This window comes from Anaerosporobacter faecicola (assembly GCF_012070565.1).
Taxonomy (GTDB): Bacteria; Bacillota; Clostridia; order Lachnospirales; family Lachnospiraceae; genus Anaerosporobacter; species Anaerosporobacter faecicola.
The window spans coordinates 145391-170058 of sequence record NZ_JAAQRO010000023.1 but is presented as its reverse complement, the minus strand read 5'-3'; the positions used below and the strand labels follow the sequence as shown (position 1 = coordinate 170058).

Genomic DNA, 24668 nt, shown 5'->3' with positions numbered 1-24668 from the left:
CCGGGGCTGTGTTCTTGTTCTCAAATTTTTTACTTGACATCATACTCGTTTTAATATACCATATGAAATATATCAATTGGTATATAACAAAAATAACAGTATAAGCGTAACAAGTAACAAATCAATTTATAAATGAATGGATATAAGAGTCAAAAAGAGGAGGATTCGTATGAACAAAATCATATGGAACATAACAAAAGGGTATTATCGATGCTATCAAGGAGTTATGCGAATGGTACTAAGGTTTATGAAGTACCCAAAACAACGTGTAATAACGGAACCAGGATGTATAACGAGGATTCCAGAAATCGTAAGAGAGAAAGGATTGAACCGTGTACTCGTGGTATGCAGTAGATCCGTACGAAAGCAAGGCTTATTAAAGGAGTTATTAGATGGGTTTGAGAAAGAACACATTACCTATGCAATATTTGACGATGTGCATCCCAACACAACTAGCCACAATGTGGAAGATGGATATGCGGTATATATGAAAAACAGATGTGAAGGGATTATCGCTATTGGGGGCGGTTCGGTTCTAGATTGTTCCAAAATCATTGGAATAAAGGTCTCCAATCCAACCGTATCATTTGAAAAGATGAAACATATGTCTGCAATCAAAAAGGCATGTCCTTGTATCATTGCAGTACCAACAACGGCTGGAACGGGATCAGAAAGTACGGTAGCAGCAGTGGTATCCATTGTGGAGAAAAAGGAAAAGTATCCAATTATATCGTTTGGAGCAATGCCTCAAGTAGTTCTATTAGATGCAAACCTTACAAGTGCATTACCAAAGGAAATTACAGCGAATACAGGAATGGATGCATTAACTCATGCGGTCGAGGCCTATATTGGAACATTTGGAACGAGATATACGAATAAGGAAGCATTACTAGCAATCAAATTAATCTTTGAAAATCTTGTTCCGGTTTACAACGATGGTTCCCTGCAACAGGAAAGGCAGAACATGTTACTTGCTTCGAATCATGCAGCGAATGCATTTACAAGAGCGTATACAGGCTATGTACATACAATTTCCCATGCCTTAAGTGCATTATATGATGTAGGACATGGAAAAACAAATGCAATTCTTCTGCCATATGTGTTAAAATATTATGGGAAATCCATAGAAAAGAAGTTAGCAGAAATTGCACGTTATACGGGTATTGGATCACCAAATGATGGACAGGAAGCTTTGGCAAAACAAGTCATTAGGAAAATTGAGTGGATAAACCAACAAATGAATATACCGACAGATATTCCAGAGATACAAAGGAAAGATATTGGAATTATTGTTGATAAAGCGATTCGAGAAGCAAATCCAGCCTATCCAGTACCGAAAATTATGAATAAACAAGAGTGTACACACATTGTCGAAACTCTTATGATTGCGAGTAGCAGAATATAATAAATGGAACAAGGAGGAACAGCAATGCCACCAAAACAGAAAATAACCAAGGACATGATCCTTGAAGCAGCAAGAGCACTTGTTCGCAGAGAAGGAATTGAGCGGATTAACTCAAGGAATGTAGCGAAGGAATTAGAATGTTCAACACAACCAATATTTAGCCAGTTCCCTACGATGGAACAATTACGACAAGGTGTGCATGATTACTGTTGCTCCATGTTTGAACAAGAGGTTTTGGCAGATAAAGAGCAGCAAGATTTTATGAAAATGAGCTATCTAAAAGTTATTCATCTGGCAAGAGAGGAAAAGAATCTTTTTCGACTTGTTTATCTGTCGGAATATTGCGGCGGTCATGAATTCCTTCAAATCCGTATGAATTATGAAAGTAATAATCGTATATTAAAACAAATAATGGGGCAATACCAATTAGAAGAGTTGGATGCCATGGATATTTTGCAGCGAAGTAGTTTACTGATTCAGGGGATCGCAACACTGATTGCTACTACCAATTGTGAATATACAGACGAAGAAGTGTGTCGTTTGGTTGAACAAACAATTCTTGATATGGTAGATGGAAAAAAGAAAAAATAAGCAGAAACGCATAACGGTAACCTAATTTGAATAGAACCGAATAGAATAGATGTAAAAAAGTTGTAAGTTTTTCTTACAACTTTTTTTAGTTTTATTAAGTAGAATGATTGGTAGATAAAGAGCATCCATTTTCAACAATGGAAAGGAAAATGGATGAAAGAATCGTGATGATTGGTAGGAGGGTATAAATATGAAAAAGAAAATGATTGCAGCGGTCCTTATTTTTTTTGAGTTATTCTGTCTGCTAAGTATCTATGTAATAAAAGGAGATCTTGCTCCATGGGTATGGAGTGGCTGGATCTTCATTCTTGCACCAGTTTCCTGTATCGCATTTTTGGTGGAGATTATTCTTATTGTCTATCGGATGTTGAAAAGAAAAGACATTCGGTGGAATGCACGCTATCTATTACTGACAGGTATTGGGGCATTTCCAATAACGATTCTATTTGGTATTTCTCCGATAACTTATCCAGACAATGTAAAAGAGAGTGCAGGGGTGGTGATGCAGGTGCCGGTGGATCATGCAGTTTTATTTGGGGGGAAAGATTATAAAACACATGCAATATGGCCATCAGAACGTTATGCGTATGACATATTAGTGGAACCATATGATGTGAATTCTAAGGATTTATCGGATTATGGAATCTATCTGGCAGAGGTTACTTCACCAGTTACAGGAACAATTATTGATTTGAAGGAAGATGAAGAAGATATACTACCGAATACCGATCAATTTACAAGTTCGCTTGGAAATTATATTGTAATGAAAATTGATTCCACGGGCACTTATGTTGTATTGGCACATCTAGAGAAGGATAGTATTGAGGTAGAAGTTGGTGATCATGTAGAAGTGGGAACGTATCTTGCAAAGGTTGGTAATTCAGGAACTACATCGGAACCACATCTTCATATCCAGCATCAGAAAAATAATCCAAAAGATATTGCATTTCCAACATGTGCAAAAGGATTACCAATTATATTCGAATAATCACATACTATATTAACGGAATGGTTTGAGAGCAATTTGCAATTGTGTTTTAAGAAAAGCGATAGCATAGGAGTAATTAAAAAACATGTGGAATTTTGTCATGTTGGATTGACAATGTATTTTTTGAATATTATAATATAAATACGTTTACAGTAAAATTGTTTATAGTAAAGCAAGAAGCATGAGGTGAGTATATGCCAAGTAGTCCTAAGATACCCAAAGAACGAATATTACAGACAGCACTTAAGATGCTGATCCGTGATGGGTACAGTGCAATAAACATTACGAGTATCGCAAAAGAACTAGGGTGTTCTACTCAACCAATTTCTTGGCAATTCGGTAATATGGAAGGGTTGCGTAAAGAACTAGTAGACGTTGCCGTTCAATATGCAGATCAAAAGATGAGTCCAAGTTCAACCAATGGGTTAATCGCTTTTGATGAAGTTGGTGTTGCCTATGTGGAGTTAGCATTCGACATGCCACATTTATTCCAGTTCCTCTATATGGGTGGTGGAAGTGGACGTGAATTTGATGGTGGGATGACATCGGTACTGACACCAAAGAAGATGGAACTGTTTGTTTCGTTTTTAACTTCTTGGTTTGGCGTGGAGGAATGGGTAGCAAGTAAGTTCATCCAGACCATGGTAATCTATACACATGGAATTGCTACATTGATTGCCGGTGGTATATTGAAGGAAAAGAAGGAAACTGTACAACAGATGATACGTGATACAGGAGATACTTTTTTAGCAGCTTATGGTGTGGATAAAAATAAGTATCTGAATGTAACATTAGCTATCCAAGGGGAGAAAACGGATGACGAAATTAAGAAAATAATTTTCTAATTATGTACAGATTTCTAGTTGGAGTTATATTGATAAGGGAGGAGGGAAATGAAGACGATTACATAGATCCAGATGGGTAGGAGTTGTTGATCATAGTGTTTGTACACTAGGGGAGAGGATTGACAGCTGGGAACTTAAGAAGATGAAACTATTGCATCTGGAGTTGACTACTTTGACAGAAGTAGTATATAGATGAGGGATAGAATAGATCACAAAAGAACAATCTTCATGAAAGCTTGGAAAGAAGTAGCTACGATGCCTACTCTTGACAAGCAGTTCATGAAAGGTTGTTTTTTTATTTCTTTTTTCCATATGTTATAATATAGTGTAAAGGTTATTATATGGTATTAAGGCAAAAGATTTCATATTTACAGGAGGAAGAAGGGGAAAGATGATCGAGTTAGCAGATGTATCTTTTTTAGAAAGTGCATTTTCTATAGTATTTTCGAAAGAAGAACAGGAATTGTTGCTACAGAAAGCCAATCGTGTTACGTATAAAAAAGGAGAAATTCCTATTATGATGGGAGATGAACTAGAGGCGGTATCGGTTATACAGAAAGGTGTAGTCCGTGGCTTTTACATAGAAGCCTCTGGTAAAGAAGTAACAAAATGCTTTAGTTGTGAGAATGGTTTGTTTGGTTGTGAAGGAATGTTTCACTCGAATAGAGCAACCTTTATGGTAGAATGTTTAGAAGAAATACAATGCATAAGAGTTCCCTATCATACAATCAGACAACTGGAGAAAATCGGAGTGGACATAAAGGATCGGATTCAACAAATTCTTTTGCAAGAGTTTGCTAAGTTAGAAAATCGATCAAAAGTGTTATTACTATGTGATGCTCCTACTCGATACCAGATGTTTTGCAAGGAATATGAACCATTGTTAGGAAGGATAAAGCAAAAATATATTGCCTCTTATCTTGGAATAAATCCAGTTTCTTTAAGTCGATTAAAAAAATATAAATATTATGAATGAATATTAGAACGCAGCATTTTTAGGTATGGCATATCTGCACAAGTTTGCGTAAATTATTCTTGTCTCTAACCTATTAAAATTAACATAGGTTAATGAAAAATACTCTTCTTTGCAATAAAATGATGCAAAAGAATTATTGAAGGAGGCATTCATATGCAAACAGTATTAGTAACAGGAGCATCATCTGGGATTGGGAAAGCGTATGCTTATGCATTTGCGAAAAGAGGAGACCATATTATTCTAACAGCAAGGAGAAAAGAAGTACTAGAGCAGGTAGCTGAGGATATAACCAAACAGTTTCATACAACTTGCACTGTGATTGTGCAGGATTTGAGTGATGATGATGCGGCAATCACGCTGGTGAAAGAGATTGAGAAACAAGGGTTACAAGTGGATATCTTGGTAAATAATGCTGGTTTTGCTACGAAGGGGTTGTTATCCCATTCGGATTTTGCAAAACAACAACGGGAACTTGCAGTGAATATTAAGGCAGTTACAGAACTGACGTATCTTTTAATCGATAAAATGGCAGAAAGGAAAAAGGGAACTGTAATTAATCTTGCATCGGCAGCAGCATTTAATCCAGTTCCCTATAATGCGGTATATTCTGCAACTAAAGCATATGTGCTATCCTTTTCACAGAGTATTGCATATGAGTATAAGGATAAAGGCGTGTATGTGTTAGCAGTTTGTCCACAAGCAACGGATACACATTTCTTTGATGAATTCAATAAGATGGAGGGAAGGATGCGACAACCAGATGACGTGGTTCGTTCAACCTTTCGGGCAATGAAAAAAAGGAAAACGATTTGTACAGATGGAAAGATGTGTTATTTACAAGCACTTATGCCACATTTCTTATCAAGAAAGATGTGTGTGCGAATAACAGGTAGAGTGGGAAAGGCTGTGTGGGGAAATACATGAAACATGAACGAAGACACGGAACGGTGAATAAATCCAATTTATTCGTGATATATTGTATACTACAATGAATAAATTATTAACTTAAACTTTGCACTTGAAGGTTTTGAACGAGTAGGCGATTGCTATATTTAATTTGAGCGAAGTTTTCATTAATGGGATGCCTAGATGGAAAAGAGGTGAGAATTATGGATTTGCAAGAAGTAATGCAACAGAAGGTATTTGCAGTGGTTGGAGATACGTTGAAGGAAGAAAAGTATGCCTATAAGATCAAAAAAGAATTGATCGAACATGGATATCAGGCATACGGTGTTGGCAAGGAGTTACTTTCATTAAATGATGTACCAGAAGAAATCGATGTGATCGATCTCTGTATCAACCCAATTCGAGGCTTAGAATTGATGAAGGAATGTAAGAAACCATTTAATACCATCGTGATTCAGCCAGGAGCTGGAGATGAAGCGTTGTTTTCGTATTTGCAGAAGGAGAATATCCCTTATATGGAAGGCTGTGTATTAGTTGGGCTTCGGGTATATGGAAAATAGAAAATGCACGATTCTTGAGCAACTATCATAAGGAAAGTAAATTTACCAAGAAAGAAAGAAAGAAAGAAAGAAATATATAAATAAATATTGACAGATTGGTAAAAAGGTAATATATTACTCAATATAGGTAATGTATTACCTTTTTTGTTTTATTTAAGAACTTCTCATATTATGTATGAAATCTTTATTGCCAATTTGAGGGGTACTGCTGTGAGAAGTTTGAGATACTTTTTAAAAAGTAAGTTTGTTTGATGGAGAAAGGAGGAGTTATGAATAAGGAAATCTTTAAACAACAAGAAAATCCAGTAGATTTTGGAGAGATGGAGCCAACATTTTTTCTGATTGGACTTCTTAATGAATTCATGAATCGTTATCAAACAGTAGGAAATCATTTCTTTGAAGAAATCAGTTGGAAGCAGAATTTTGCAATTGCCTGTATCAGCTTTTTTAAATATCCACCTACCTTAAAGGAATTATCTGAGTTATTGGGAAGTTCCCATCAGAATGTGAAACAACTGATTGTAAAACTTGAGAAAACAGGATTTGTTTCGTTGGTAGTAGATGAGTATGACAAACGGAAACAACGTATCATGTTGACGGAAAAAGCGAGAATTCTTGATGAAAAGTATCGTGATGCCAGTAGATATTTTATGGAGCAATTGTTTCAGGGGATTGACCAACAAAATATAGAGATTACAATTGACACAATTCAGAAGATGGATGAACGCCTTAAAAATATAAAATATGATGTGTTATCCCGTCAAATATGAGCAAAGTAGCATTATTTTGTGGATTGGAATGTTTGTGTGAGTTGTATGCATCGAAACTGAAATATATATGTGTTTACAGAAGAAGATGATGAGGGAGTGTAATGATGAATAAAAGAAAAAAAATTGGACTAATTATATTAAGTATTATAGTAGTAATTGGCATTGCGGGGTTTGCTGGTATATATTACATGGGGAAAATAACAAAGGAAGCGCTGGATCAACAAGTCAACGTTGATATTGATATGAATAAAGTAAAAGATGGTACATATGTGGGTAGTAGTGATGGCGGTTTGGTTAAGGTTGAGGTTGAAGTAGAAGTGAAAGATCATACCATTACAAATATTACTTTGCTGAAACATGATAATGGAAAAGGAAAACCAGCAGAGGTGATGTTAGACGATATGATAAAGAAAAATACAGACCAGGTGGATGAGGTTAGTGGTGCAACAACTTCTAGCAAAACCATAAGGAATGCGGTTAACGTAGCATTGCAGCAAGGATTACAGGAATAAGGAGAGAAAACAAATGAAGAGAATCGTTGTATATCAAAGTAAAACAGGATTTACCAAACAATATGCAGAATGGATTGCAGAAGAGCTAAATTGTACAGCAATCGATATAAAACATGTGAAGATGACGCAGATACAGGAGAATGACCAAGTCATATTTGGTGGTTGGATCATGGGGGGGATGATTAGTGGTCTGAATAAAATTCGTAAGATGAATCCAAAGAATCTTGTTGTATATGCAGTAGGTTCTACACCGGAAGATATTGTTGATCAAGAGAAAATTAAAGGGCAGAATGCGTTACAAGAAACTCCATTTTTCTATATGGTAGGTGGTTTTCAATTTAATAAATTAAACTTCTTGATTAGAGGTATGCTTAATACCATGAAAAAATCAACAGCAAAAAAAGAAAATAAGAATGCAGAGGAAACCTTTATGGTAGAGCATTTGGGCACAAATTTTGATAATTCGGATAAGAAATATACGCAAGAGTTGGTACGCTTCTTAGCCTAAGAAATAGAAAAAAATCGTATAAATTGTATAAATAATAGAAATCTCTGTGAATGGAAAATAGGACGTGTAGTGCTATATATTCCATTTATAGAGATTTTTTGGTATCTTGTTGTATACGGAATGTTATCTTACACGGAAAACATATCATAAAACAATTGATAATAAAACGATTTGACAAAATACATAACATGTTATATTATATTGCATAATATGTTATGTATTTGCAAGAACCGTTTTTATCAATTAATAATAGTTCAATAGTTACCTCAAGAACAAATCTAGTGAAAGGAAGAAAGATTGATGAAGTTAACAAATGTAAGTGAAGAATATGCTATCTATGGTACTTTATTTTCTCTATCGAATCGTATACAGACCATTGGTGACCAAGAATTTAAAGGGATTACACTAAAACAACAGTTTTTAATGATATCCATCGATATGTTTGAGCAAGCGCCAACTTTACGAGAGGTGGGAGAACTGATTGGTTGTTCTTATCAGAATGTAAAGAGAATGGCATTAAGTCTGGAAAAGGAAGGATTTCTTGTGATTCGGAAAGATGATACAGACAAAAGAAAGCTATTGTTGGTATCAACAGGGAAGATTAAGGAGGTTGAGAATGCAAATATGGAAGCGACCCTTCGTTTTATGAAGCGTCTGTATCATCAGATTCCCAAAAAGGATTTAGTAACAACAATGCGTACGCTGATTAAGATGGATCAGAATATCGGTGGATTGATCGAAGAAGCTTAGGAGGTAAGACAAAAAGTATTACCATTCAAAGACAAGGAAATTGATATTCGTGTGAAACTCTCATATGGGAAAGATTGCACAAGCAAACAAAACCTGTAACAAACAATGAGGAGTGTAAGAATGAGAAGAAAAAGGAGAAAACATATTATGATTATAATTGGATTCATATTGATCTTAGTAGGAGGAGTTTTCGTATATTGGAATATATCATATTCTCCATACAAAGCAGCTTTTGATAAAAAGATGAAAGCAAGAGTAAAGAAGATACAGACGGAAAATGCCGTATGCACAGCAGAAGAAATTGCACAATTACCAGAAGTAATGCAACGGTATTGTTCCTATATAGGGTTGGAAGGGTATCCGAAATATCCGGTGTCACATACCGAGTTTTACCAAACTGATTTTGTATTTGATAGCCAATCAGGAAAACGTTTAAAGATGGATTATGATCTGTGGCTGTTCTTTCAAGAACCGTATCGCTCTGCATATTGCTCTTCTTCCATGTTTGGTGTTCCTTTTGATGGAGTTGATTATTGTACCGATGACTTGCAGGGGGGAATGAAAGGCATTCTCGGTAAAGCAATACAAATCTTTGATGTAAAATCAAAACAAGGGTATCAAGCGATTTTGCTCTCCTGGTTAGCGGAATCTGTTGCAATTAATCCATCCGCAATCCTGTCTCCTTACGTTACATATGAGCAAATCGATGATTTACACGTGAAAGCAACGATTGCATATAATGGGGTATCAGGAACAGGAGTCTTTACACTGAATGAAGAAGGTGCCATTGTCACATTCTATACTGATGAGAGACAGGTAGAAAAAATCAATGGAGTGGACACCAAAATTGGTTGGCGCTGTGATTATGAGGATTATCGCCAAGATGAAGATGTGAAGCGAATTCATACAGTACGTTCTGTGAAAGTATTTCCTGATCGTGAAGTTGTTTATTTCGAATCGAATAATTTTAAAATTACGAATATCGGTTGGAAAGAGTAAATCAAAAGTGATTTTAATCTGACAGACTGTTGTCAGGTTATTGTGGTATACTATTCTTGTAACATGTAATTGGTCTACAATACTCGTGCCAATGTGGTTAAGGATTTTTATAGGGGATTGTGAGTTTTGTAAGATTTTTGCTGGCGCACAAGTAATTAAGAATATCATTGGGAGGATATAGATGGAGTATATTAAGATTACCGAAGAGAATTTAGAAGAGGAGCATATCTGTTGTGCTATTACGAAGAATACAGATTGTCAGGTTCAATCAAAGAAAACTTGGCTTAGAGAACGAATGAAAGAAGGACTTGTGTTTCTAAAAGCCGATGCAAGGGGAAAATGTTTTATCCAATATGCACCAGCGGAACATGCTTGGACACCTATTGAGGCAAATGGTTATATGTTCATCGACTGCTTATGGGTTTCTGGACAATTTGTAGGACATGGTTATGCAGGAGAATTGTTACAGCAATGTATTCAAGATGCAAAAGAAAAAGGTAGGAAAGGATTGTGTATCCTATCCGCTGATAAGAAACGTCCTTTTTTAGCAGATCCCAAGTTTTTAACACATCTTGGGTTTGAATGTGTGGATCATGCAGATCCATTTTATACACTTTATACATATTATTTTGAGAAGAAACAGGAAGGGGAAATACCACGATTTAAGGAAAACGTACGACATCCTCAAATCAAGGAAAAAGGATATGTTCTTTATTATTCTTCTGCATGTCCGTTTACCGCACGATATGTTCCTCTATTAGCAGAATATGCAAAAGAACAAAATATACCTTTTCAGGCAATTCAATTTAAAAACACAAAACAGGCGCAAGAAGCACCAGCGCCGTTTACTACCTTTAGCCTGTTCTGTGATGGTAAATTTCTTACCCATGAAATATTATCATTACCAAAATTTAAAAAGATTGTAGGAAAAGAATAAGACTTGTACATTTTTAATATATTAATAAGGCAAGCAACTTGAAAAAGGCAAGAGATAATACAGGACTTAAACAGTAGTTGCTTTATATAAGGGAGCGTAATCGTTTACAATCGCGAATGGTTATGGTCCCTCTTGCTAATTCTACAAGTCCTTCTTTTGAAAAGTAATTCAACATTCTTGATACAACTTCTCTAGCAGAACCTAAGTATTTGGCAATCTGTTCCTGGGTAAAGGTTAGTTGTAAAGAGCCAGAACGTCTGGACTCCTCTAATAAAAATGCAGCAAGTCTTTTGTCAAAACTGGTAAATAAAATCTGTTGCATTGCCCACATCACATCGGAAAAGCGCTCTGTTGCTAATTTGTATGAATAGAGTTCAACGTAGACATTTTCGGCAGACAACTTTGAAAATGCAGCTGCACTAAGCTGAAGAAGTTCACAATCCGTTTCTGTATCGATGGAGACATCAAAATCAATGGTTTGTAGAACACAGGAAGCCGATAATACACACACATCTCCAGATTCAAGGCGATAGAGTGTGATTTCTCGTCCTTCTTCTGAAGTGATATACGTGCGAATGACTCCACTTTTTATAAGAAGGAGACCCATGCATTCATTTCCTGGATCCCGGAGGGTCTGACCTTTTGTAATAGTGCTTACTTTAGAGTTGTCGAGTAAATATTCTTTTTGATCTTCGGTAAGATGATTCCAAAAAGATAGAGAAGATTTAATGAATGCGAAAGCATCTGGTTTCATAGGGATTTCTTCCTTTCTAACGAATTGTATTCATAAGAGTAAATTGTATTATTATTATTATTGAAAGTATAGGATGCCTTACGAGTAATTGTTTCATTAAGTTTATTGAAGTTAAACATACTTGTATCATACATGGTCTGTATCTATGAAGCAAGTTAAAAATTGAATAAAGCAGGAAATCATGTTAAGATAAAGTGGTATCAAATCGATTATGTACGAAACAAGAAAAGGAGACGATAAGATGAAACAGTATGAATACGTGAATGTACATATTAGTAAATTCTGTGGTGCAAAATCAGAAGAACATAGAGAAATCATTAATCAATATGCTGCGAAAGGGTATCGTTACGTCGGGTTCATTCCTACAAAAATTAGTGACTATGGGAAAATTAAAGATATGGATCTAATTTTTGAACTAGATTTATAAGAGGTGAAACGACCGTTACGATAAGAGAGGGGTATTCAATGAATGCAATTGTTATGAAAGGAATATTAATACCATTTTTAGGAACTTTGTTGGGTGCTGGTTGTGTTTTCTTTTTGAAGAAATCCCTAGGGAAACAACTTCAGCGTGCGCTAACGGGTTTTGCTGCAGGAGTGATGGTAGCCGCTTCCATATGGAGTTTGTTGATTCCTGCAATGGAGCAGTCGGAATCTATGGGCAAGTGGTCCTTTGTACCTGGTGTAATCGGTTTCTGGATTGGGATTGGATTTTTATTACTTCTTGATCATGTAATTCCACATCTTCATATGAATAGCGAAAAGAAGGAAGGTCCTAATAGCAAATTAAATAAGACAACGATGCTTTTACTTGCGGTAACGCTTCATAATATACCAGAAGGTATGGCAGTGGGCGTTGTTTATGCAGGTTTTTTGTCTGACAGTAACCAGATTACAGCAATGGGAGCGCTTGTATTAGCAATTGGGATTGCAATTCAGAACTTCCCAGAAGGAGCGATTATATCAATGCCACTTTTAGCGGAGGGCGTTAAAAAACCAAAAGCATTTTTATATGGTATTTTATCTGGTATTGTGGAACCAATCGCAGCTGTTATTACTGTACTGGCAGCTGGAATTGTAGTTCCAACCCTTCCTTACCTATTAAGTTTTGCAGCTGGAGCAATGCTTTATGTGGTGGTGGAAGAGCTGATTCCAGAGATGTCTGAAGGAGAACATTCCAATATAGGAACCATCTTCTTTGCAGTAGGATTTACACTTATGATGACGTTAGATGTAGCTTTAGGCTAGGTGTTCCATTATAAAGAATCGAAATTCATATTGATAATACCGTAATTATTCAATAAAAGAAAAACAAATTAGCAAGTGCTATGTACCAACCGATAAAAAAGGAGGATCAGATATGTTTCGAATCGGAGAGTTTTCAAAGATTACACAAGTTTCTATTCGTATGTTGCGTTATTATGACGAACAGAGAATCTTAATCCCTGCTTGTATTGATGAACAGAATGGGTATCGAATGTATACTGCAGAACAGATTGAACAATTGAATCGAGTACTTATCTTGAAAAATCTAGGTTTATCTGTAAAAGAGATTAAGGAGTTGCTAATCAACTGGGAGCCTGACCGTGTGAGAGATATGTTGGAAAATCAATTAGTTCGAACCCAGAAAGCGATTGAGCAAGAACAAGAACGGTATCGTCAGATTCAAGGATACCTACAAGATTGGGATAAACAAGAGGAACCACAGGTTCAGATTGTTTTGAAGAAGATTCCTGCATATTATGTGCTTTCCTTGCGAAGAGTGATGAAGAACTACTACTGTGAAGAAGAGTTATGGAAGGAGTTAATGGAAACAACTTCAGGTTTGGAAGGACATATGAGTTTTTCTGTTTATCATGATCTGGACTATCGGGAGGAAAATGTTGATATTGAAGCTTGTGTTGTGATTGACGGACAATGGGAAGCGAAGAATGGGAATGTCATCTGCAGACAGATTGAAGAAGTTCCAGTTGCTGCAAGTTTTATGATCTATGGACCATATGCAAATATATCTCCAGCGTATCGTCAATTTGCATATTGGTTAGAACAACATCCCGAATATAAAATGGCAGGAGAAAACAGACAGATCTGCCATGTATCCATGTGTCATACTGAGAATCCGGAGGAATACATAACCGAATTGCAGATTCCATTAGAATCCACTGTATAGCAGAAGGGAGAAATCAACGTGCAATACTATAAGATGAAAGCATATGATTTTGAATTCGTATGGAATGATCATGAAAAGAAAGATTATGAGAAACATAATCATGTATCAAAGTATATCATTGGTTTCGTTTGTAGTGGAAGAATACGAATTGCTACTAACGAGGAAGAATGGACCTGTGAAAAAGATGATCTCTATTGGATTCCAATCTTAAAAACACATGCAGTTTACCAAGAGGAAGAACATACAACGGTATTGTCCTTATGCCTTGGAACAAACATGCTTCATGCGTGTTCCCTTGAAGAGGGGAAGGCAGTCATACAAGAATGCCTCAACCAGATTATAGCGAATGGACATATAGAGAAAGAAAAGGCGGATTCCTTCCTACATGCATATGAGATGCTTTACTATCAAAAGACAGAAAAAATTGCATTAACGAAGGAGATGGGGCAGCTAAAAGAATTATTCGTTTCAGAACCGGAAAAAGAAATGAATCTGGAGAAGTTGGCGAATGAAGTATTCATTAGTAAATATTATATGATTCGAAAGTTTAAAGAAAGCATTGGTCTTACTCCACACAAATTCCAGATGCAGAATCGGATACGAAAAGCAAAACAAATGTTGCAGGAAGGTGAAAAAATTGCGGAAGTTGCCACAGCAACAGGATTTTATGATCAAAGTCATTTTACTAGAGTGTTTACGGATACAGTTGGAATATCCCCAGGGGAATATGTTGCGTCAATTATCCATCTAGAGTGATGGTTGTGTTATTGATCTTTGCCTTATTTGTGTGATATTTCATGGGTGGCAGTCATTATTGTGCATCCTTCTTCCATCAATTATAATAGCAAGTTTTTATGAAGTTGATTAGACAAATTATGGATAGCAAAAGAGTGCAATTTTATACAATACTACATTTATTTTGTATTGTAATATAATGCTATCGAAAAACTTCTATCCAAGATTTGGTGATATACTGATCATATAGATTTGAAGGATTTCGAAATAGGAAGAATGAGGTGGCAGTAATGAATACATTTGAAGCATTTGAGCAAGGTGCGCTGGTATTACCAGAGAAAAAAGTAGCATTTCAAGAGGTGGAGTGGTCAAAGCACCCAACTTTTCAAGGTGTTGAATTGAAGCATATCGTAACGGCAAAGGATACGGAGGGAGCATATAGTTATCATTTGGTTCGAATTGCTCCTAACTGTGCAATAGGAAATCACATACATGCAACACAATTAGAAACGCATGAAGTAGTCGGTGGTGAGGGAATCTGTGTGAATAACGGTGTGAACTTAACCTATCAGGTTGGAACGATTTCTATTATGCCAGCTGGAGTACCACATGAAGTCAAAGCGGGAAAAGACGGTTTATATCTCTTTGCTAAATTTTTCCCTGCATTATGTTAGAGGAAGAACCAGAATTAAAATATACTTTAGAAGTGATTGTTTTGTGAATGCCTTCCTTTCAATTGGCGTGTCGTCCTAACTACATGTATCAGAAAAACGAATCGAATGATCCGAATACCATAGGATTGTTCGATTTTTTTCTTGACTCTCACATCATGTGATGGTTTATCTTGTGAGTAGGACAACGACGGATACAAATGGAACCGTTGTACTAGGTCCTAGAAATTTGTGAATACATAGCAGTAGGATGATTAGAAAGGGTGATGGATATTGTTTCAATTATATTCGATTGGAGAGATAAGAAAACAGGAGGATCAAACAGTTATTCTGATAAAACCTTCATATCGGAAAGCTTTGAAGTATGTAGAGCTATTTAGTCATATCCATGTATTTTCGGTGGATAAGGGAGAAGAAAAGCAATTAGGTGTACAGATAGCACAAGTTCTATTGGTTGATCATAAGCAGGGTTACATTTTAGTAAAAGGGCTGTGTGAGGAGCTTATTGAGGGAGAAGTAATGGATCTAAAACCGTATTTTCCTTGTGAAGATACCGTTCGTTATCTAGAGGAGAGTGGAGATAAAAAGAAGTTGGTGATTAGTAAGGAAGCAACAGCTAGAAAAATTAACATAGAGCAGGAAGAAAATGCGGAATATTACAACATGAAGCCCATTGGAAGCATTCGTAATACGAACGGAAAAATCTATCTACAACTGGATTCGTGTAAGAATCTTACGTCAAATTATGTTAAGGTCATTTGGTGGTTCCATCGATTTGATGATGTGAAGTATCGGAAAGTAACGCAATGTGATCCACCTTATGAGAATGCACCAAGGACAGGAATCTTTGCTTCTCGTTCTCCCGTTCGTCCCAATCCAATCGCTATGACCGTAACCAAGGTAACGAGAGTAGATACGGAGAACAAACGAATCTATCTTGAAAACATGGAGTGTTTTGATAAAACACCTTGTATGGGAATTCTAGAATATGGTCAGGAGGATCGGGTGCTCAATGCAGAAGTTCCTGAATGGCTTGCTCATTGGCCAAAGTTTTTGGAGGAAAAGGAACCGACTAGGAAGGTGCAAGATATGCAATGGAAACGTAGTCCGCTAGAAGACATTTTAGAAAAAGAGAGTAGTAATGAGGAGAGGCATTCGGTTATATCTGAGAAAATGGAAAGAAAAGAGAAGTCGGCACTTTTTGTTAAGGGAGCATATGAGAACAATCTAAAGGGAATTCAAACGACGATTCCTTATGGAAAGATCACAGCAGTCGTTGGCGTAAGTGGAAGTGGAAAATCAAGTCTGGTGAAGGATACGATTTATGCAGAATGTAAGCGTCGTATGGAATTCTTGAATCAAGATGGGGTATTGATACCGAAACCAAAGATGGAAGGAATGACGGGTTGTCTACCTGTGGTATTCTTATCCCAAGATGCAATCCATGCCAATGCCCAGTCGACGATTGGAACCTATACGAATGCATTTGAACATCTTCGAAAAATCTATGCGACGATTGGTGTCCGTCATTGCCCTAATTGTGGGGAAGCAATACTACCATTAAGTGCGGATAAAATTATTCAGATTGTTAAGCAGGAAGAGCTACAGGTTCTAGACTTACAGAAACGACAGGTTCAGGGAGTGGATATAGAGCAAAGAGTGGAGTATGCCTTAAAAGAAGGAAAAGGAGCACTTTATGGAAGAACAAATGATGGAATAGAAATCTTATTGCAAACACGTCAGAAATGCTACCATTGTGATACATTACTATTTTCCTTAACGCCAGCAACATTCAGTTATGTGGATGCAGAAAGCCGTTGTCCAATCTGCAATGGGACAGGCGAAGTAATGGATGTTAAGGAAGAATCAATCGTTGAACATCCACATAAATCCCTATTAGAGGGTGCGTCTTCTTTCTGGGGAAACTTACGAACGTTTATTAAGAATCCAAATGCAAATTGGATGAAGGGGCAAGTTGTAGCGCTTGCTAGGAAACGAGAGGTTGCTTTAGATACGCCATGGAAGGACTTGCCAGAAGATTTTCGCCGAGAGATTTTATATGGTTGCGACGAGGAAGTAACCTTTCAATACAAGAATGACAAGAATGGGAGAAGTGGTGAAATAACAAGAAAAGTGGAAGGTGCGATTGAAATCATCAAAAGATTCTATGAGGAGAATCCTTCAACACGTTCCTTAAGACAATACCTTTCTTTTGTTCCTTGTCATGCATGTCATGGAGAACGAATTGGACAGGAGGGAAGGTTGGTCACTATAAAAGGGAAACGTTACCCGGAAGTGGCACATATGACCTGGTTGGAGTTAAGACACTGGCTGGTTACGCTGTCAGAGCAACTATCACAAAGAGAATTGGATGCAACAAAAGAGGCGCGTAATACATTGTATGAGATGACACTGTCCGCTGAAAATCTTGGAATCGAAGAACTGGAATTTGATCGTTGTACGAAAGATATATCTGGTGGGGAAGGACAACGGTTGAAGTTAATGGCGGCACTACAAAACCAGATGTCAGGTATTCTTTATATCTTTGATGAACCATCAAAAGGACTACACCCGAAAGATTATAGAAAAGTAGCACATCTGTTACGGGAATTAAAAGATGAGGGCAATACGATTCTTATGGTGGAACATAATGAAGAAATGATTAAAATAGCCGACCATGTTATTGAATTAGGTCCAAAAGCAGGAAAAGAAGGAGGATATCTTATGGGAGAAGGTAGCCTTCAGGGAATGCTTTCACACGCAGGGACGCAGCTTCATCAATATATGGGGAATACGAATTATTCCACCAAATCTTGTGAAGAGGATAGCATGCAGCAGACGAGATTGCAATTAGATTGGGAAAAAGGCAATCTGACAAATGCAGTAGAAGCCGATACATTTTTATCCTGTAATCATCTGAAACGACATAATTTGAAAGATATATCCGTTCGATTCCCGAAACAAGGAATTACTTGTGTATGTGGTGTGAGTGGAAGTGGAAAGACTTCTTTAGTTAAGGGAGAAATCTATGAACAAATGAAGAAAAGCCGTACATTTCATAAGATTGTTTTGGTGGATCAACAGCCAATTGGTAAGACATCACGTTCCGTAATCGCCACATACATTGGAATCATGGAAGGAATTAGAAAACATATGGCGATGACAGAATTGGCAAAGGAGAGAGGGTTTGATGAAGCAATGTTCAGCTTTAATAATGAAGCTGGTCAATGCTCTACATGTAAAGGAGAAGGAAGATATAAAGTTGCTTATGCGGGCGATACCTGGCTACCTTGTCCAGACTGTCAAGGAAAACGCTACAAACATTCTGTCTTGGAGATTACGAATCGAGGAAAAAATGTGGCAGAGCTGTTGGAGCAATCAGTGGGAGAAGCGTTGGATTTCTGGAAAGAGGATAATGAAATCTGTAGAAAATTACAAATGCTTGTGGAAGTGGGATTGGATTATCTGAAGATTGGACAGAGTACCATGACACTATCAGGTGGAGAAGCTGCTAGAATAAAATTAGCGACAGAATTGATGGAAGGGCAAAAAAACAATACCCTATATCTATTGGATGAACCTACAACAGGGTTACATTTTTCGGATATTGAGCGGTTACTAACTCTTTTGAAACGTTTGGTTAAGGAAGGCAATACGGTGATAACCATTGAGCATAACAAGCAAATGGTAGCAAATTGCGACTGGTTAATCGAACTTGGACCAGGTGCAGGAAAAAAAGGAGGGCAACTTTTGCAAGAAGGATTCATGAATAGAGAGCGGTTGAGTCAATTGTGGGGTTCTACATCAAATCTTTCGTAAATAGGTTGAGAAAAGAAGTAAGTTATACTACAATAGTATCTGTGTTACAGTATCATAGAAAGATTTGTGATTCATACAAATCGAAAGACTTTTGGAAAGGATATGGTGATAAAATGCAGATAACAAAGGATACACCCATTGATCGTTTGATCCGTATGGATGAAGAAATTGCGTATATATTGACTAATAATGGCATGCATTGTGTTGGATGTGCTGCTGCTTCCCATGAAACATTAGAACAGGCTTGTGAAGTTCATGGAATCAGCTGTGAGGATCTCGTGGATGAGATCAATGATTATCTCAATTGGTCAGAATAATTAAAATGTATGGTAGTCAAATACAATACGGAAAGGGCATATTGAAACATGCAAAAAGAGTATATCGACGAATTTAAGAAGGACTTAACTCAGTTTCATGAAGCAACTAGAAAATTCTATCAAAAGGAGCTATCGGTAGCAGAATATAAATCTTTGTCGGGTGGTTTTGGTAGTTATGCGCAAAGAGGTGGAGAACGTAGTATGTTACGTCTTCGATTAGCTGGTGGAGAAATTAATAAAGAAAACCTAGCATTTATCGCAAACAGCATTGAGAAATATGAGATTGACATGGCACATTTTACAACATGTCAATCTCTACAATTACACAATTTAACAGAGCAGACAGTTTGTAATTTGATTGAAGAGGCCTTTCATCAAGGTATCATTACTAGAGGTGGCGGCGGAGATTACCCGCGTAATGTGATGTGTGCTCCTTTATCAGGAGTGGAAGAGGGGGAAGCTTTTGATGTTCTTCCTTATGCCAAGGAAGCAGCCGATTATCTTCTCGGTCTAATTAATACGGTGAAATTGCCAAGAAAACTAAAGGTATGTTTTGTGAATACAAAAAAGAATGAAACCCATGCAACATTTCGCGATCTTGGTTTTGTTGCAAAAGAGAATCACATGTTTGATGTCTATGCAGCAGGTGGATTAGGTAATAAACCAAAGATGGGGCTTCTAGTTGCACAGAATATTGCACCAACGAAGATTATCTATTGTATTAAAACCATGGTTGATGTATTTACAGCACATGGGAATTATACAAATCGTGCAGCTTCCAGAACGAGATTCTTACAAGATACCCTTGGTGTGGAAGGATTTATCTCCACCTATCAGGAACAATTAAGAAAGAACCTAGAGACGGAAGACCTTGATATCTCTGTTACAGAATCAATGGTATCAAAAACAGGAACAAAAGAAATCACAGGTCCACGGCTTGTGAAACAGAAACAGTCTGGACTTTACGCAGTATCTTATTATCCAATTGGTGGTAATCCAAAACCTGGATTCTTCTGTACCTTATACGATACCATCAAAGATATGGAAGAAGTAAACGTACGAATTACACCAGATCAGGGAATCTATATTATAAATCTGAATGCAGAAGAAGCAAAAAAAGTATTAGCAATAACAGAGGATGGAGCGAATACAGAATTTGAACGTTCTACGGCATGTGTTGGTGCTACAATCTGTCAGGTTGGTATCGGTAAGTCGCAACTTCTTCTGGATGCTTGTGTAAAACGTGTAAGAGAAGAGAATTTTGCAGATCATGTATTACCTGCCATTCATATATCAGGTTGTCCTTCCTCGTGTTCCGCTCATCAAATCGGGGCTCTTGGATTCCGTGGAGGTAAGAAACCAACAATAGATGGACCGAAATTCGCATTCGCTGTTTATGAAAATGGTTGTGAACGCATTGGACAGGAGCAGTTTGGAACGGATTTAGGTGTTATGTTAGAAGAGGAAATACCAGAATTCTTAGTTGACCTTGGGAAAGCAGTGCAGTCCCATGGTTTGACATATGATAAATTCCGTGAAGAATACCCAGAGGAATTAGGGAAGATCGCAGCCAAATACATTTAATCTTGCTACCTTTTATTAATACATCTGCATGTTATGTACAATTGTTTGGTATCTTATAAATAAGACTACTAGCAAAATTAATGAACCAAAGAAAAAAAACGAAAGAAAAGGTGAAACGATGACAGAGCGGTATGATTTTCCCTATTCAACTTTACTCCTGGCCGATTATGCAGATCCTAAACCACATAAACATTTGGCATCACATCTGATGATTTCTTTGGGGGATGAGATGGAATGGCGTATTGGCGAGGATAACGTAAAAGCAAAAGGAATTGCTATTGCATCTAATATCATGCACACAGGACAGACCGGGCAGGAGAGAACGATGGTATTCTTGTTCGCAGTGGTAGGAATCTACGGAAAATGCTTAGAACGGGATTTTTTAAAAGGAAAATCCTATGCAATACTTCCCGATGACTTGGTTGAACGAGCAATTCGAGCCTATCACGAACAACAAGAGGAACAGAGGAGTAATTTACCAGAACGAATCTTATCATGCCTTGGTATTGAAGGAACAGAAGAAGAGATCTATGAACCACGGGTACAACAGATCATTCAAATGATTGGTGCGAAAGAAACAATTGAATCGGATATCGTAGAGGAGATTAGTAAACAGGTTTGTTTATCTAAAAGTAGGTTATCCCATTTGTTTCGGAAAGAAACAGGTATGACTTTGCATAGTTTTTTGGCTTTTGAAAAACTGGTGAAAACAAATGTTTATTTAAAGCAAGGGTTGAATATTACAGAAAGTTGTATGAAAGCAGGATTTGATTCTCCCTCACATTGTGCGGCAACAAGCCAGAAGATGTTTGGAATTGCCTTACGAGAGGTTTATAAAACAATAGCAACTAAATAAAAGTTTTTTTTATCATGGGGTATATAATTAATAGTAACTTATATCCCATGATTTTTTATTTAATAGGAAGTCCACCAACTTTCCTGTTATTGTTTTTAAAAAAGGAGTGATCATTTATGACAATACTATATTTTTCAACAACTGGAAATAACATATATGTAGCAAAAAAATTCGGAGGTAAAGCTATTTCTATGGTTCAAGCAAACAAGCAGGAGAAGCTAGAGTTTGTTGATGACCAAATTGGAATTGTAGTTCCTGTATATGGACTATGTATCCCTCCCTATGTAAATGAATTCTTACATAAAGTTACGTTACGTTCCCCCTATATCTTTGGGGTAGTTACCTATGGATTCTATGCAGGAGCGACAATCAATCAATTGGAGAAGATTGGTAAAGAATGTGGAATTCCATTCGCTTATATAAACAAACTGGAGATGGTGGAGAACTATCTTCCTGGTTTCGAAATGGAGAAAGAAAAGAAGAAACATGCTGATGTGGATGAGAAGTTATCCCTCATTATTAATGATGTGAAAGAGAAACAAAAAAAGATTACGCGTGCGACAGTTGTGGGCAAGTTCTTAACAAAAACACATGAGATGAAATATGCATATCCCATTGGTATTGGAACGACTACATACTTTCAGGTGGAGGATAGTTGCACTGGTTGTGGAATCTGTGGGAAAGTCTGTCCAATGGACAATATTGAATTGAAAGAAAAACCGGTATTTGGTCAGCAATGTAGCAGCTGTATGGCTTGTACTCAGAATTGTCCAAAGAACGCAATTCGTATGACCAATGAAAAGAGCAGAGCAAGATATCGTAATGAACATGTTAGCTTGGAAGAAATCATAAAAGCGAATCAATAACAAATTCTTACGACTTTTTTACAATTATCTTCTAATAGTTGTATCTATCCTATGTTTGGATTATAATGGTAACGCATTATTACGAATATGAGGGAGATTGCAATTATGGAAGAATTAAGGAGTCAAAAAGGAGATAATTGGTTAAATCGTATTATCCATAAGGGGATTAGTGGAAGTACAATTAAGTTAATAGCAATTATCACAATGTTTATCGATCATGTAGGAGCGACGATCGTCAATGCAATGGTGAAGAAACAGTATGATCATGAAGCAGCAGCGATGATCTTTAACGCAGATGGCTATTATCCAGTATTTGATAGTATGCTTTTCCATTTTTATAATGTGTTGCGTGCAATTGGACGAATTGGGTTCCCTTGCTTTTGTTTTTTACTGATTGAAGGATTTATACATACAAGAAGTCGGGGCAAATATATAGTTCGTTTAGGGTTATTTGCATTCCTTTCAGAAATTCCTTTTGATCTTGCATTTAAGCAAGAGGTATTGGAATTCACATACCAGAACGTGTTCTTTACTTTATTCCTTGGAATGGTTGTGATCACGATTATCGACTATCTACTTCAGAAGGAAGGAATGCATGTCCTTGTCAAGGGACTTGCTTCCATCGCAGTCTTTATTGGTGGTATAGCAGCTGCTATTTATTTAAAAACAGACTATGATGCACTGGGTGTATTAACCATAACTGTCATGTATTTCTTAAGGAGAAACCGCAATGCATGTATGTATGGTGGTTGTATGACATTAACTGCGTTCCAATTGCAAGAAGGGTATGCATTCCTTGGAATGATACCAATTGCATTATACAACGGAAAAAGAGGATTAAATCTCAAATATGTGTTCTATCTTTTCTATCCGGTGCATTTGTTATTTCTATTTGGAATTTGTAAATTCTGTGGTTTGTATTAACAAGGTCAACGTGCAACTGGAAAACCAGAGGTTTTAAATAGTATAAATATACTATTTAAGGCCTCTTTTTTTATTTAAATTAAAATAACATATAAAGCCTATTGACATAGTATGAAATAGATGGTATATTTTAGAAAATAATTTATATTATTCCTATATAGTATATATAGTAAATAAATTGAAGGGGGATGTTGTATGAGAAAAGGAAGCAAGAAAGTATTTACGTTAAGTGTTGTTGTACTACTTACAGTGGGAGGATTGACAGGATGCAAAGGGAATTCCTCATCTTCAGATGATTCTATTGACATTACTAACGTATCTTATGATCCTACAAGAGAATTTTATGAAGCTTATAATGTAGAGTTTGCAAAGTATTATAAGGATAAGACAGGAAAAAAGGTTACGGTTACCCAATCTCATGGTGGATCTGGAAAACAAGCTAGATCGGTAATTGAAGGAAATGAAGCAGATATTGTTACATTAGCTTTAGCGCATGATATTACCTCCATAGAAGAGGCCGGATTAATTGAGAAAGGCTGGCTTGAAGAATTTGATAAGAACAGTTCTCCATATACTTCAACAATTGTTTTTCTTGTCCGCAAAGGAAATGAAAAGAATATTAAGGATTGGTCAGATTTGATCAAAGATGGCGTGAATGTCATTACGCCAAACCCAAAAACATCTGGAGGAGCTTGTTGGAATTTCCTATCCGCTTGGGCATATGCAGATTATCTATATATCGGTGATGAAACACAGATTAGGAATTTTGTTACAAAGTTATACAAGAACGTAAGTGTATTAGATTCTGGAGCGAGAGGAGCAACAACAACATTTGTTGAAAATGGGCAAGGAGATGTATTAATTGCCTGGGAGAACGAGGCTTATCTTACACTTGAGGAACATCCAGATGAATATGAGATTATTACGCCAAGTATAAGTATCCTAGCAGAACCTTCTGTAGCTATTGTAGACGATGTTGCTAAGAAACGAAAAACGGAAGAGGTAGCAAAAGAATATTTGGAATATCTTTACTCAGACGTTGGTCAAAGACTTGCAGGAGAAAACTATTATCGTCCATCTAATCCAGAAATTCTTAAAGAATTCTCGGATGTATTTAATTTATCAATCAACATGGTTACTATTGCTGATTTTGGCGGTTGGGATAAAGCATATGAAGTGTATTTTCAGGATGGTGGAGTATTCGACCAAATCTATACGCAATAAT

26 protein-coding genes are annotated in these 24668 nt (G+C 36.7%); 25 read left to right on the top strand and 1 reads right to left on the bottom strand.

Annotated elements, in window-relative coordinates; all coding sequences use genetic code 11:
• Nucleotides 1–169 precede the first annotated feature (169 nt).
• From HBB17_RS10610 to HBB17_RS10550, 13 genes are all read left to right on the top strand, one after another.
• Nucleotides 170–1405, top strand: coding sequence for an iron-containing alcohol dehydrogenase (locus HBB17_RS10610; RefSeq protein WP_167957468.1), 1236 nt, complete (start codon nucleotides 170–172; stop codon nucleotides 1403–1405).
• A 24-nt stretch (nucleotides 1406–1429) separates the two neighbouring features.
• Entirely contained in the window at nucleotides 1430–1996 is a 567-nt protein-coding gene (locus tag HBB17_RS10605) for a TetR/AcrR family transcriptional regulator (RefSeq protein WP_167957467.1), read from the top strand.
• 190 nt (nucleotides 1997–2186) lie between these two features.
• Nucleotides 2187–2984: a M23 family metallopeptidase gene (locus HBB17_RS10600; RefSeq protein ID WP_167957466.1), complete on the top strand. Its 798-nt coding sequence runs from the start codon at nucleotides 2187–2189 to the stop codon at nucleotides 2982–2984.
• 194 nt (nucleotides 2985–3178) lie between these two features.
• Nucleotides 3179–3829 (top strand): TetR/AcrR family transcriptional regulator, encoded by a 651-nt coding sequence (locus HBB17_RS10595; protein ID WP_167957465.1) that lies wholly within the window; start codon nucleotides 3179–3181, stop codon nucleotides 3827–3829.
• A gap of 391 nt (nucleotides 3830–4220) precedes the next feature.
• Nucleotides 4221–4805 (top strand): Crp/Fnr family transcriptional regulator, encoded by a 585-nt coding sequence (locus HBB17_RS10590; RefSeq protein ID WP_167957464.1) that lies wholly within the window; start codon nucleotides 4221–4223, stop codon nucleotides 4803–4805.
• A 153-nt stretch (nucleotides 4806–4958) separates the two neighbouring features.
• Nucleotides 4959–5729, top strand: a complete 771-nt coding sequence (locus HBB17_RS10585; protein ID WP_167957463.1) for an SDR family NAD(P)-dependent oxidoreductase — start codon at nucleotides 4959–4961, stop codon at nucleotides 5727–5729.
• A gap of 185 nt (nucleotides 5730–5914) precedes the next feature.
• Nucleotides 5915–6271 (top strand): CoA-binding protein, encoded by a 357-nt coding sequence (locus HBB17_RS10580; RefSeq protein WP_167957462.1) that lies wholly within the window; start codon nucleotides 5915–5917, stop codon nucleotides 6269–6271.
• 269 nt (nucleotides 6272–6540) lie between these two features.
• Nucleotides 6541–7041, top strand: a complete 501-nt coding sequence (locus HBB17_RS10575; protein ID WP_167957461.1) for a MarR family winged helix-turn-helix transcriptional regulator — start codon at nucleotides 6541–6543, stop codon at nucleotides 7039–7041.
• A gap of 101 nt (nucleotides 7042–7142) precedes the next feature.
• Nucleotides 7143–7553 carry an FMN-binding protein gene (locus HBB17_RS10570; RefSeq protein WP_167957460.1) on the top strand — a complete coding sequence of 137 codons (411 nt, stop codon included), beginning with the start codon at nucleotides 7143–7145 and terminating at the stop codon, nucleotides 7551–7553.
• Between the two features lie 13 nt (nucleotides 7554–7566).
• On the top strand, nucleotides 7567–8061 hold the full coding sequence (locus tag HBB17_RS10565) for a flavodoxin domain-containing protein (protein WP_167957459.1): 495 nt from the start codon (nucleotides 7567–7569) through the stop codon (nucleotides 8059–8061).
• 300 nt (nucleotides 8062–8361) lie between these two features.
• Nucleotides 8362–8811, top strand: a complete 450-nt coding sequence (locus tag HBB17_RS10560) for a MarR family winged helix-turn-helix transcriptional regulator (RefSeq protein WP_167957458.1) — start codon at nucleotides 8362–8364, stop codon at nucleotides 8809–8811.
• 120 nt (nucleotides 8812–8931) lie between these two features.
• Complete coding sequence (locus HBB17_RS10555; RefSeq protein ID WP_167957457.1) at nucleotides 8932–9810, top strand: DUF6544 family protein; 879 nt, start codon at nucleotides 8932–8934, stop codon at nucleotides 9808–9810.
• A gap of 181 nt (nucleotides 9811–9991) precedes the next feature.
• Nucleotides 9992–10747 carry an N-acetyltransferase gene (locus HBB17_RS10550; RefSeq protein ID WP_167957456.1) on the top strand — a complete coding sequence of 252 codons (756 nt, stop codon included), beginning with the start codon at nucleotides 9992–9994 and terminating at the stop codon, nucleotides 10745–10747.
• Nucleotides 10748–10829: 82 nt separating this feature from the next.
• Here the strand turns inward: HBB17_RS10550 and HBB17_RS10545 are convergent, their stop codons facing one another.
• Entirely contained in the window at nucleotides 10830–11501 is a 672-nt protein-coding gene (locus HBB17_RS10545) for a Crp/Fnr family transcriptional regulator (protein WP_167957455.1), read from the bottom strand.
• 211 nt (nucleotides 11502–11712) lie between these two features.
• On the opposite strand from HBB17_RS10545, the gene HBB17_RS10540 reads away from it, so the two are divergent.
• The 12 genes from HBB17_RS10540 (at nucleotide 11713) to HBB17_RS10485 (ending at nucleotide 24667) form a co-directional block, all read left to right on the top strand.
• Nucleotides 11713–11928 carry a DUF4177 domain-containing protein gene (locus tag HBB17_RS10540; RefSeq protein ID WP_274380779.1) on the top strand — a complete coding sequence of 72 codons (216 nt, stop codon included), beginning with the start codon at nucleotides 11713–11715 and terminating at the stop codon, nucleotides 11926–11928.
• 38 nt (nucleotides 11929–11966) lie between these two features.
• The gene (locus tag HBB17_RS10535; RefSeq protein WP_408609344.1) at nucleotides 11967–12749 is read left to right on the top strand and encodes a ZIP family metal transporter; all 783 of its coding nucleotides are present in this window, start codon (nucleotides 11967–11969) and stop codon (nucleotides 12747–12749) included.
• A gap of 112 nt (nucleotides 12750–12861) precedes the next feature.
• The gene (locus HBB17_RS10530) at nucleotides 12862–13671 is read left to right on the top strand and encodes a MerR family transcriptional regulator (protein WP_167957453.1); all 810 of its coding nucleotides are present in this window, start codon (nucleotides 12862–12864) and stop codon (nucleotides 13669–13671) included.
• A gap of 18 nt (nucleotides 13672–13689) precedes the next feature.
• Nucleotides 13690–14427, top strand: a complete 738-nt coding sequence (locus HBB17_RS10525; RefSeq protein WP_167957452.1) for a helix-turn-helix domain-containing protein — start codon at nucleotides 13690–13692, stop codon at nucleotides 14425–14427.
• A 269-nt stretch (nucleotides 14428–14696) separates the two neighbouring features.
• Nucleotides 14697–15080 carry a cupin domain-containing protein gene (locus tag HBB17_RS10520; RefSeq protein WP_238483729.1) on the top strand — a complete coding sequence of 128 codons (384 nt, stop codon included), beginning with the start codon at nucleotides 14697–14699 and terminating at the stop codon, nucleotides 15078–15080.
• A gap of 270 nt (nucleotides 15081–15350) precedes the next feature.
• Complete coding sequence (locus HBB17_RS10515; RefSeq protein ID WP_167957450.1) at nucleotides 15351–18896, top strand: TrmO family methyltransferase domain-containing protein; 3546 nt, start codon at nucleotides 15351–15353, stop codon at nucleotides 18894–18896.
• Nucleotides 18897–19009: 113 nt separating this feature from the next.
• Nucleotides 19010–19213, top strand: a complete 204-nt coding sequence (locus HBB17_RS10510) for a DUF1858 domain-containing protein (RefSeq protein WP_167957449.1) — start codon at nucleotides 19010–19012, stop codon at nucleotides 19211–19213.
• A gap of 48 nt (nucleotides 19214–19261) precedes the next feature.
• Complete coding sequence (locus tag HBB17_RS10505) at nucleotides 19262–20797, top strand: nitrite/sulfite reductase (RefSeq protein WP_167957448.1); 1536 nt, start codon at nucleotides 19262–19264, stop codon at nucleotides 20795–20797.
• 118 nt (nucleotides 20798–20915) lie between these two features.
• Nucleotides 20916–21653: a helix-turn-helix domain-containing protein gene (locus tag HBB17_RS10500; RefSeq protein ID WP_167957447.1), complete on the top strand. Its 738-nt coding sequence runs from the start codon at nucleotides 20916–20918 to the stop codon at nucleotides 21651–21653.
• A gap of 116 nt (nucleotides 21654–21769) precedes the next feature.
• Nucleotides 21770–22519, top strand: a complete 750-nt coding sequence (locus HBB17_RS10495; protein ID WP_167957446.1) for an EFR1 family ferrodoxin — start codon at nucleotides 21770–21772, stop codon at nucleotides 22517–22519.
• 105 nt (nucleotides 22520–22624) lie between these two features.
• Nucleotides 22625–23443, top strand: coding sequence for a TraX family protein (locus HBB17_RS10490; RefSeq protein ID WP_238483728.1), 819 nt, complete (start codon nucleotides 22625–22627; stop codon nucleotides 23441–23443).
• Between the two features lie 195 nt (nucleotides 23444–23638).
• Complete coding sequence (locus HBB17_RS10485; RefSeq protein WP_167957445.1) at nucleotides 23639–24667, top strand: sulfate ABC transporter substrate-binding protein; 1029 nt, start codon at nucleotides 23639–23641, stop codon at nucleotides 24665–24667.
• Nucleotide 24668: the final 1 nt, after the last annotated feature.

Bases quoted from the DNA above. Each gene is read 5' to 3' on its own strand.
- HBB17_RS10610 (WP_167957468.1), top strand. From the start codon at position 170: ATGAACAAAATCATATGGAACATAACAAAAGGGTATTATCGATGCTAT.
- HBB17_RS10605 (WP_167957467.1), top strand. From the start codon at position 1,430: ATGCCACCAAAACAGAAAATAACCAAGGACATGATCCTTGAAGCAGCA.
- HBB17_RS10600 (WP_167957466.1), top strand. From the start codon at position 2,187: ATGAAAAAGAAAATGATTGCAGCGGTCCTTATTTTTTTTGAGTTATTC.
- HBB17_RS10595 (WP_167957465.1), top strand. From the start codon at position 3,179: ATGCCAAGTAGTCCTAAGATACCCAAAGAACGAATATTACAGACAGCA.
- HBB17_RS10590 (WP_167957464.1), top strand. From the start codon at position 4,221: ATGATCGAGTTAGCAGATGTATCTTTTTTAGAAAGTGCATTTTCTATA.
- HBB17_RS10585 (WP_167957463.1), top strand. From the start codon at position 4,959: ATGCAAACAGTATTAGTAACAGGAGCATCATCTGGGATTGGGAAAGCG.
- HBB17_RS10580 (WP_167957462.1), top strand. From the start codon at position 5,915: ATGGATTTGCAAGAAGTAATGCAACAGAAGGTATTTGCAGTGGTTGGA.
- HBB17_RS10575 (WP_167957461.1), top strand. From the start codon at position 6,541: ATGAATAAGGAAATCTTTAAACAACAAGAAAATCCAGTAGATTTTGGA.
- HBB17_RS10570 (WP_167957460.1), top strand. From the start codon at position 7,143: ATGATGAATAAAAGAAAAAAAATTGGACTAATTATATTAAGTATTATA.
- HBB17_RS10565 (WP_167957459.1), top strand. From the start codon at position 7,567: ATGAAGAGAATCGTTGTATATCAAAGTAAAACAGGATTTACCAAACAA.
- HBB17_RS10560 (WP_167957458.1), top strand. From the start codon at position 8,362: ATGAAGTTAACAAATGTAAGTGAAGAATATGCTATCTATGGTACTTTA.
- HBB17_RS10555 (WP_167957457.1), top strand. From the start codon at position 8,932: ATGAGAAGAAAAAGGAGAAAACATATTATGATTATAATTGGATTCATA.
- HBB17_RS10550 (WP_167957456.1), top strand. From the start codon at position 9,992: ATGGAGTATATTAAGATTACCGAAGAGAATTTAGAAGAGGAGCATATC.
- HBB17_RS10545 (WP_167957455.1), bottom strand. From the start codon at position 11,501: ATGAAACCAGATGCTTTCGCATTCATTAAATCTTCTCTATCTTTTTGG.
- HBB17_RS10540 (WP_274380779.1), top strand. From the start codon at position 11,713: ATGTACGAAACAAGAAAAGGAGACGATAAGATGAAACAGTATGAATAC.
- HBB17_RS10535 (WP_408609344.1), top strand. From the start codon at position 11,967: ATGAATGCAATTGTTATGAAAGGAATATTAATACCATTTTTAGGAACT.
- HBB17_RS10530 (WP_167957453.1), top strand. From the start codon at position 12,862: ATGTTTCGAATCGGAGAGTTTTCAAAGATTACACAAGTTTCTATTCGT.
- HBB17_RS10520 (WP_238483729.1), top strand. From the start codon at position 14,697: ATGAATACATTTGAAGCATTTGAGCAAGGTGCGCTGGTATTACCAGAG.
- HBB17_RS10510 (WP_167957449.1), top strand. From the start codon at position 19,010: ATGCAGATAACAAAGGATACACCCATTGATCGTTTGATCCGTATGGAT.
- HBB17_RS10505 (WP_167957448.1), top strand. From the start codon at position 19,262: ATGCAAAAAGAGTATATCGACGAATTTAAGAAGGACTTAACTCAGTTT.
- HBB17_RS10500 (WP_167957447.1), top strand. From the start codon at position 20,916: ATGACAGAGCGGTATGATTTTCCCTATTCAACTTTACTCCTGGCCGAT.
- HBB17_RS10495 (WP_167957446.1), top strand. From the start codon at position 21,770: ATGACAATACTATATTTTTCAACAACTGGAAATAACATATATGTAGCA.
- HBB17_RS10490 (WP_238483728.1), top strand. From the start codon at position 22,625: ATGGAAGAATTAAGGAGTCAAAAAGGAGATAATTGGTTAAATCGTATT.
- HBB17_RS10485 (WP_167957445.1), top strand. From the start codon at position 23,639: ATGAGAAAAGGAAGCAAGAAAGTATTTACGTTAAGTGTTGTTGTACTA.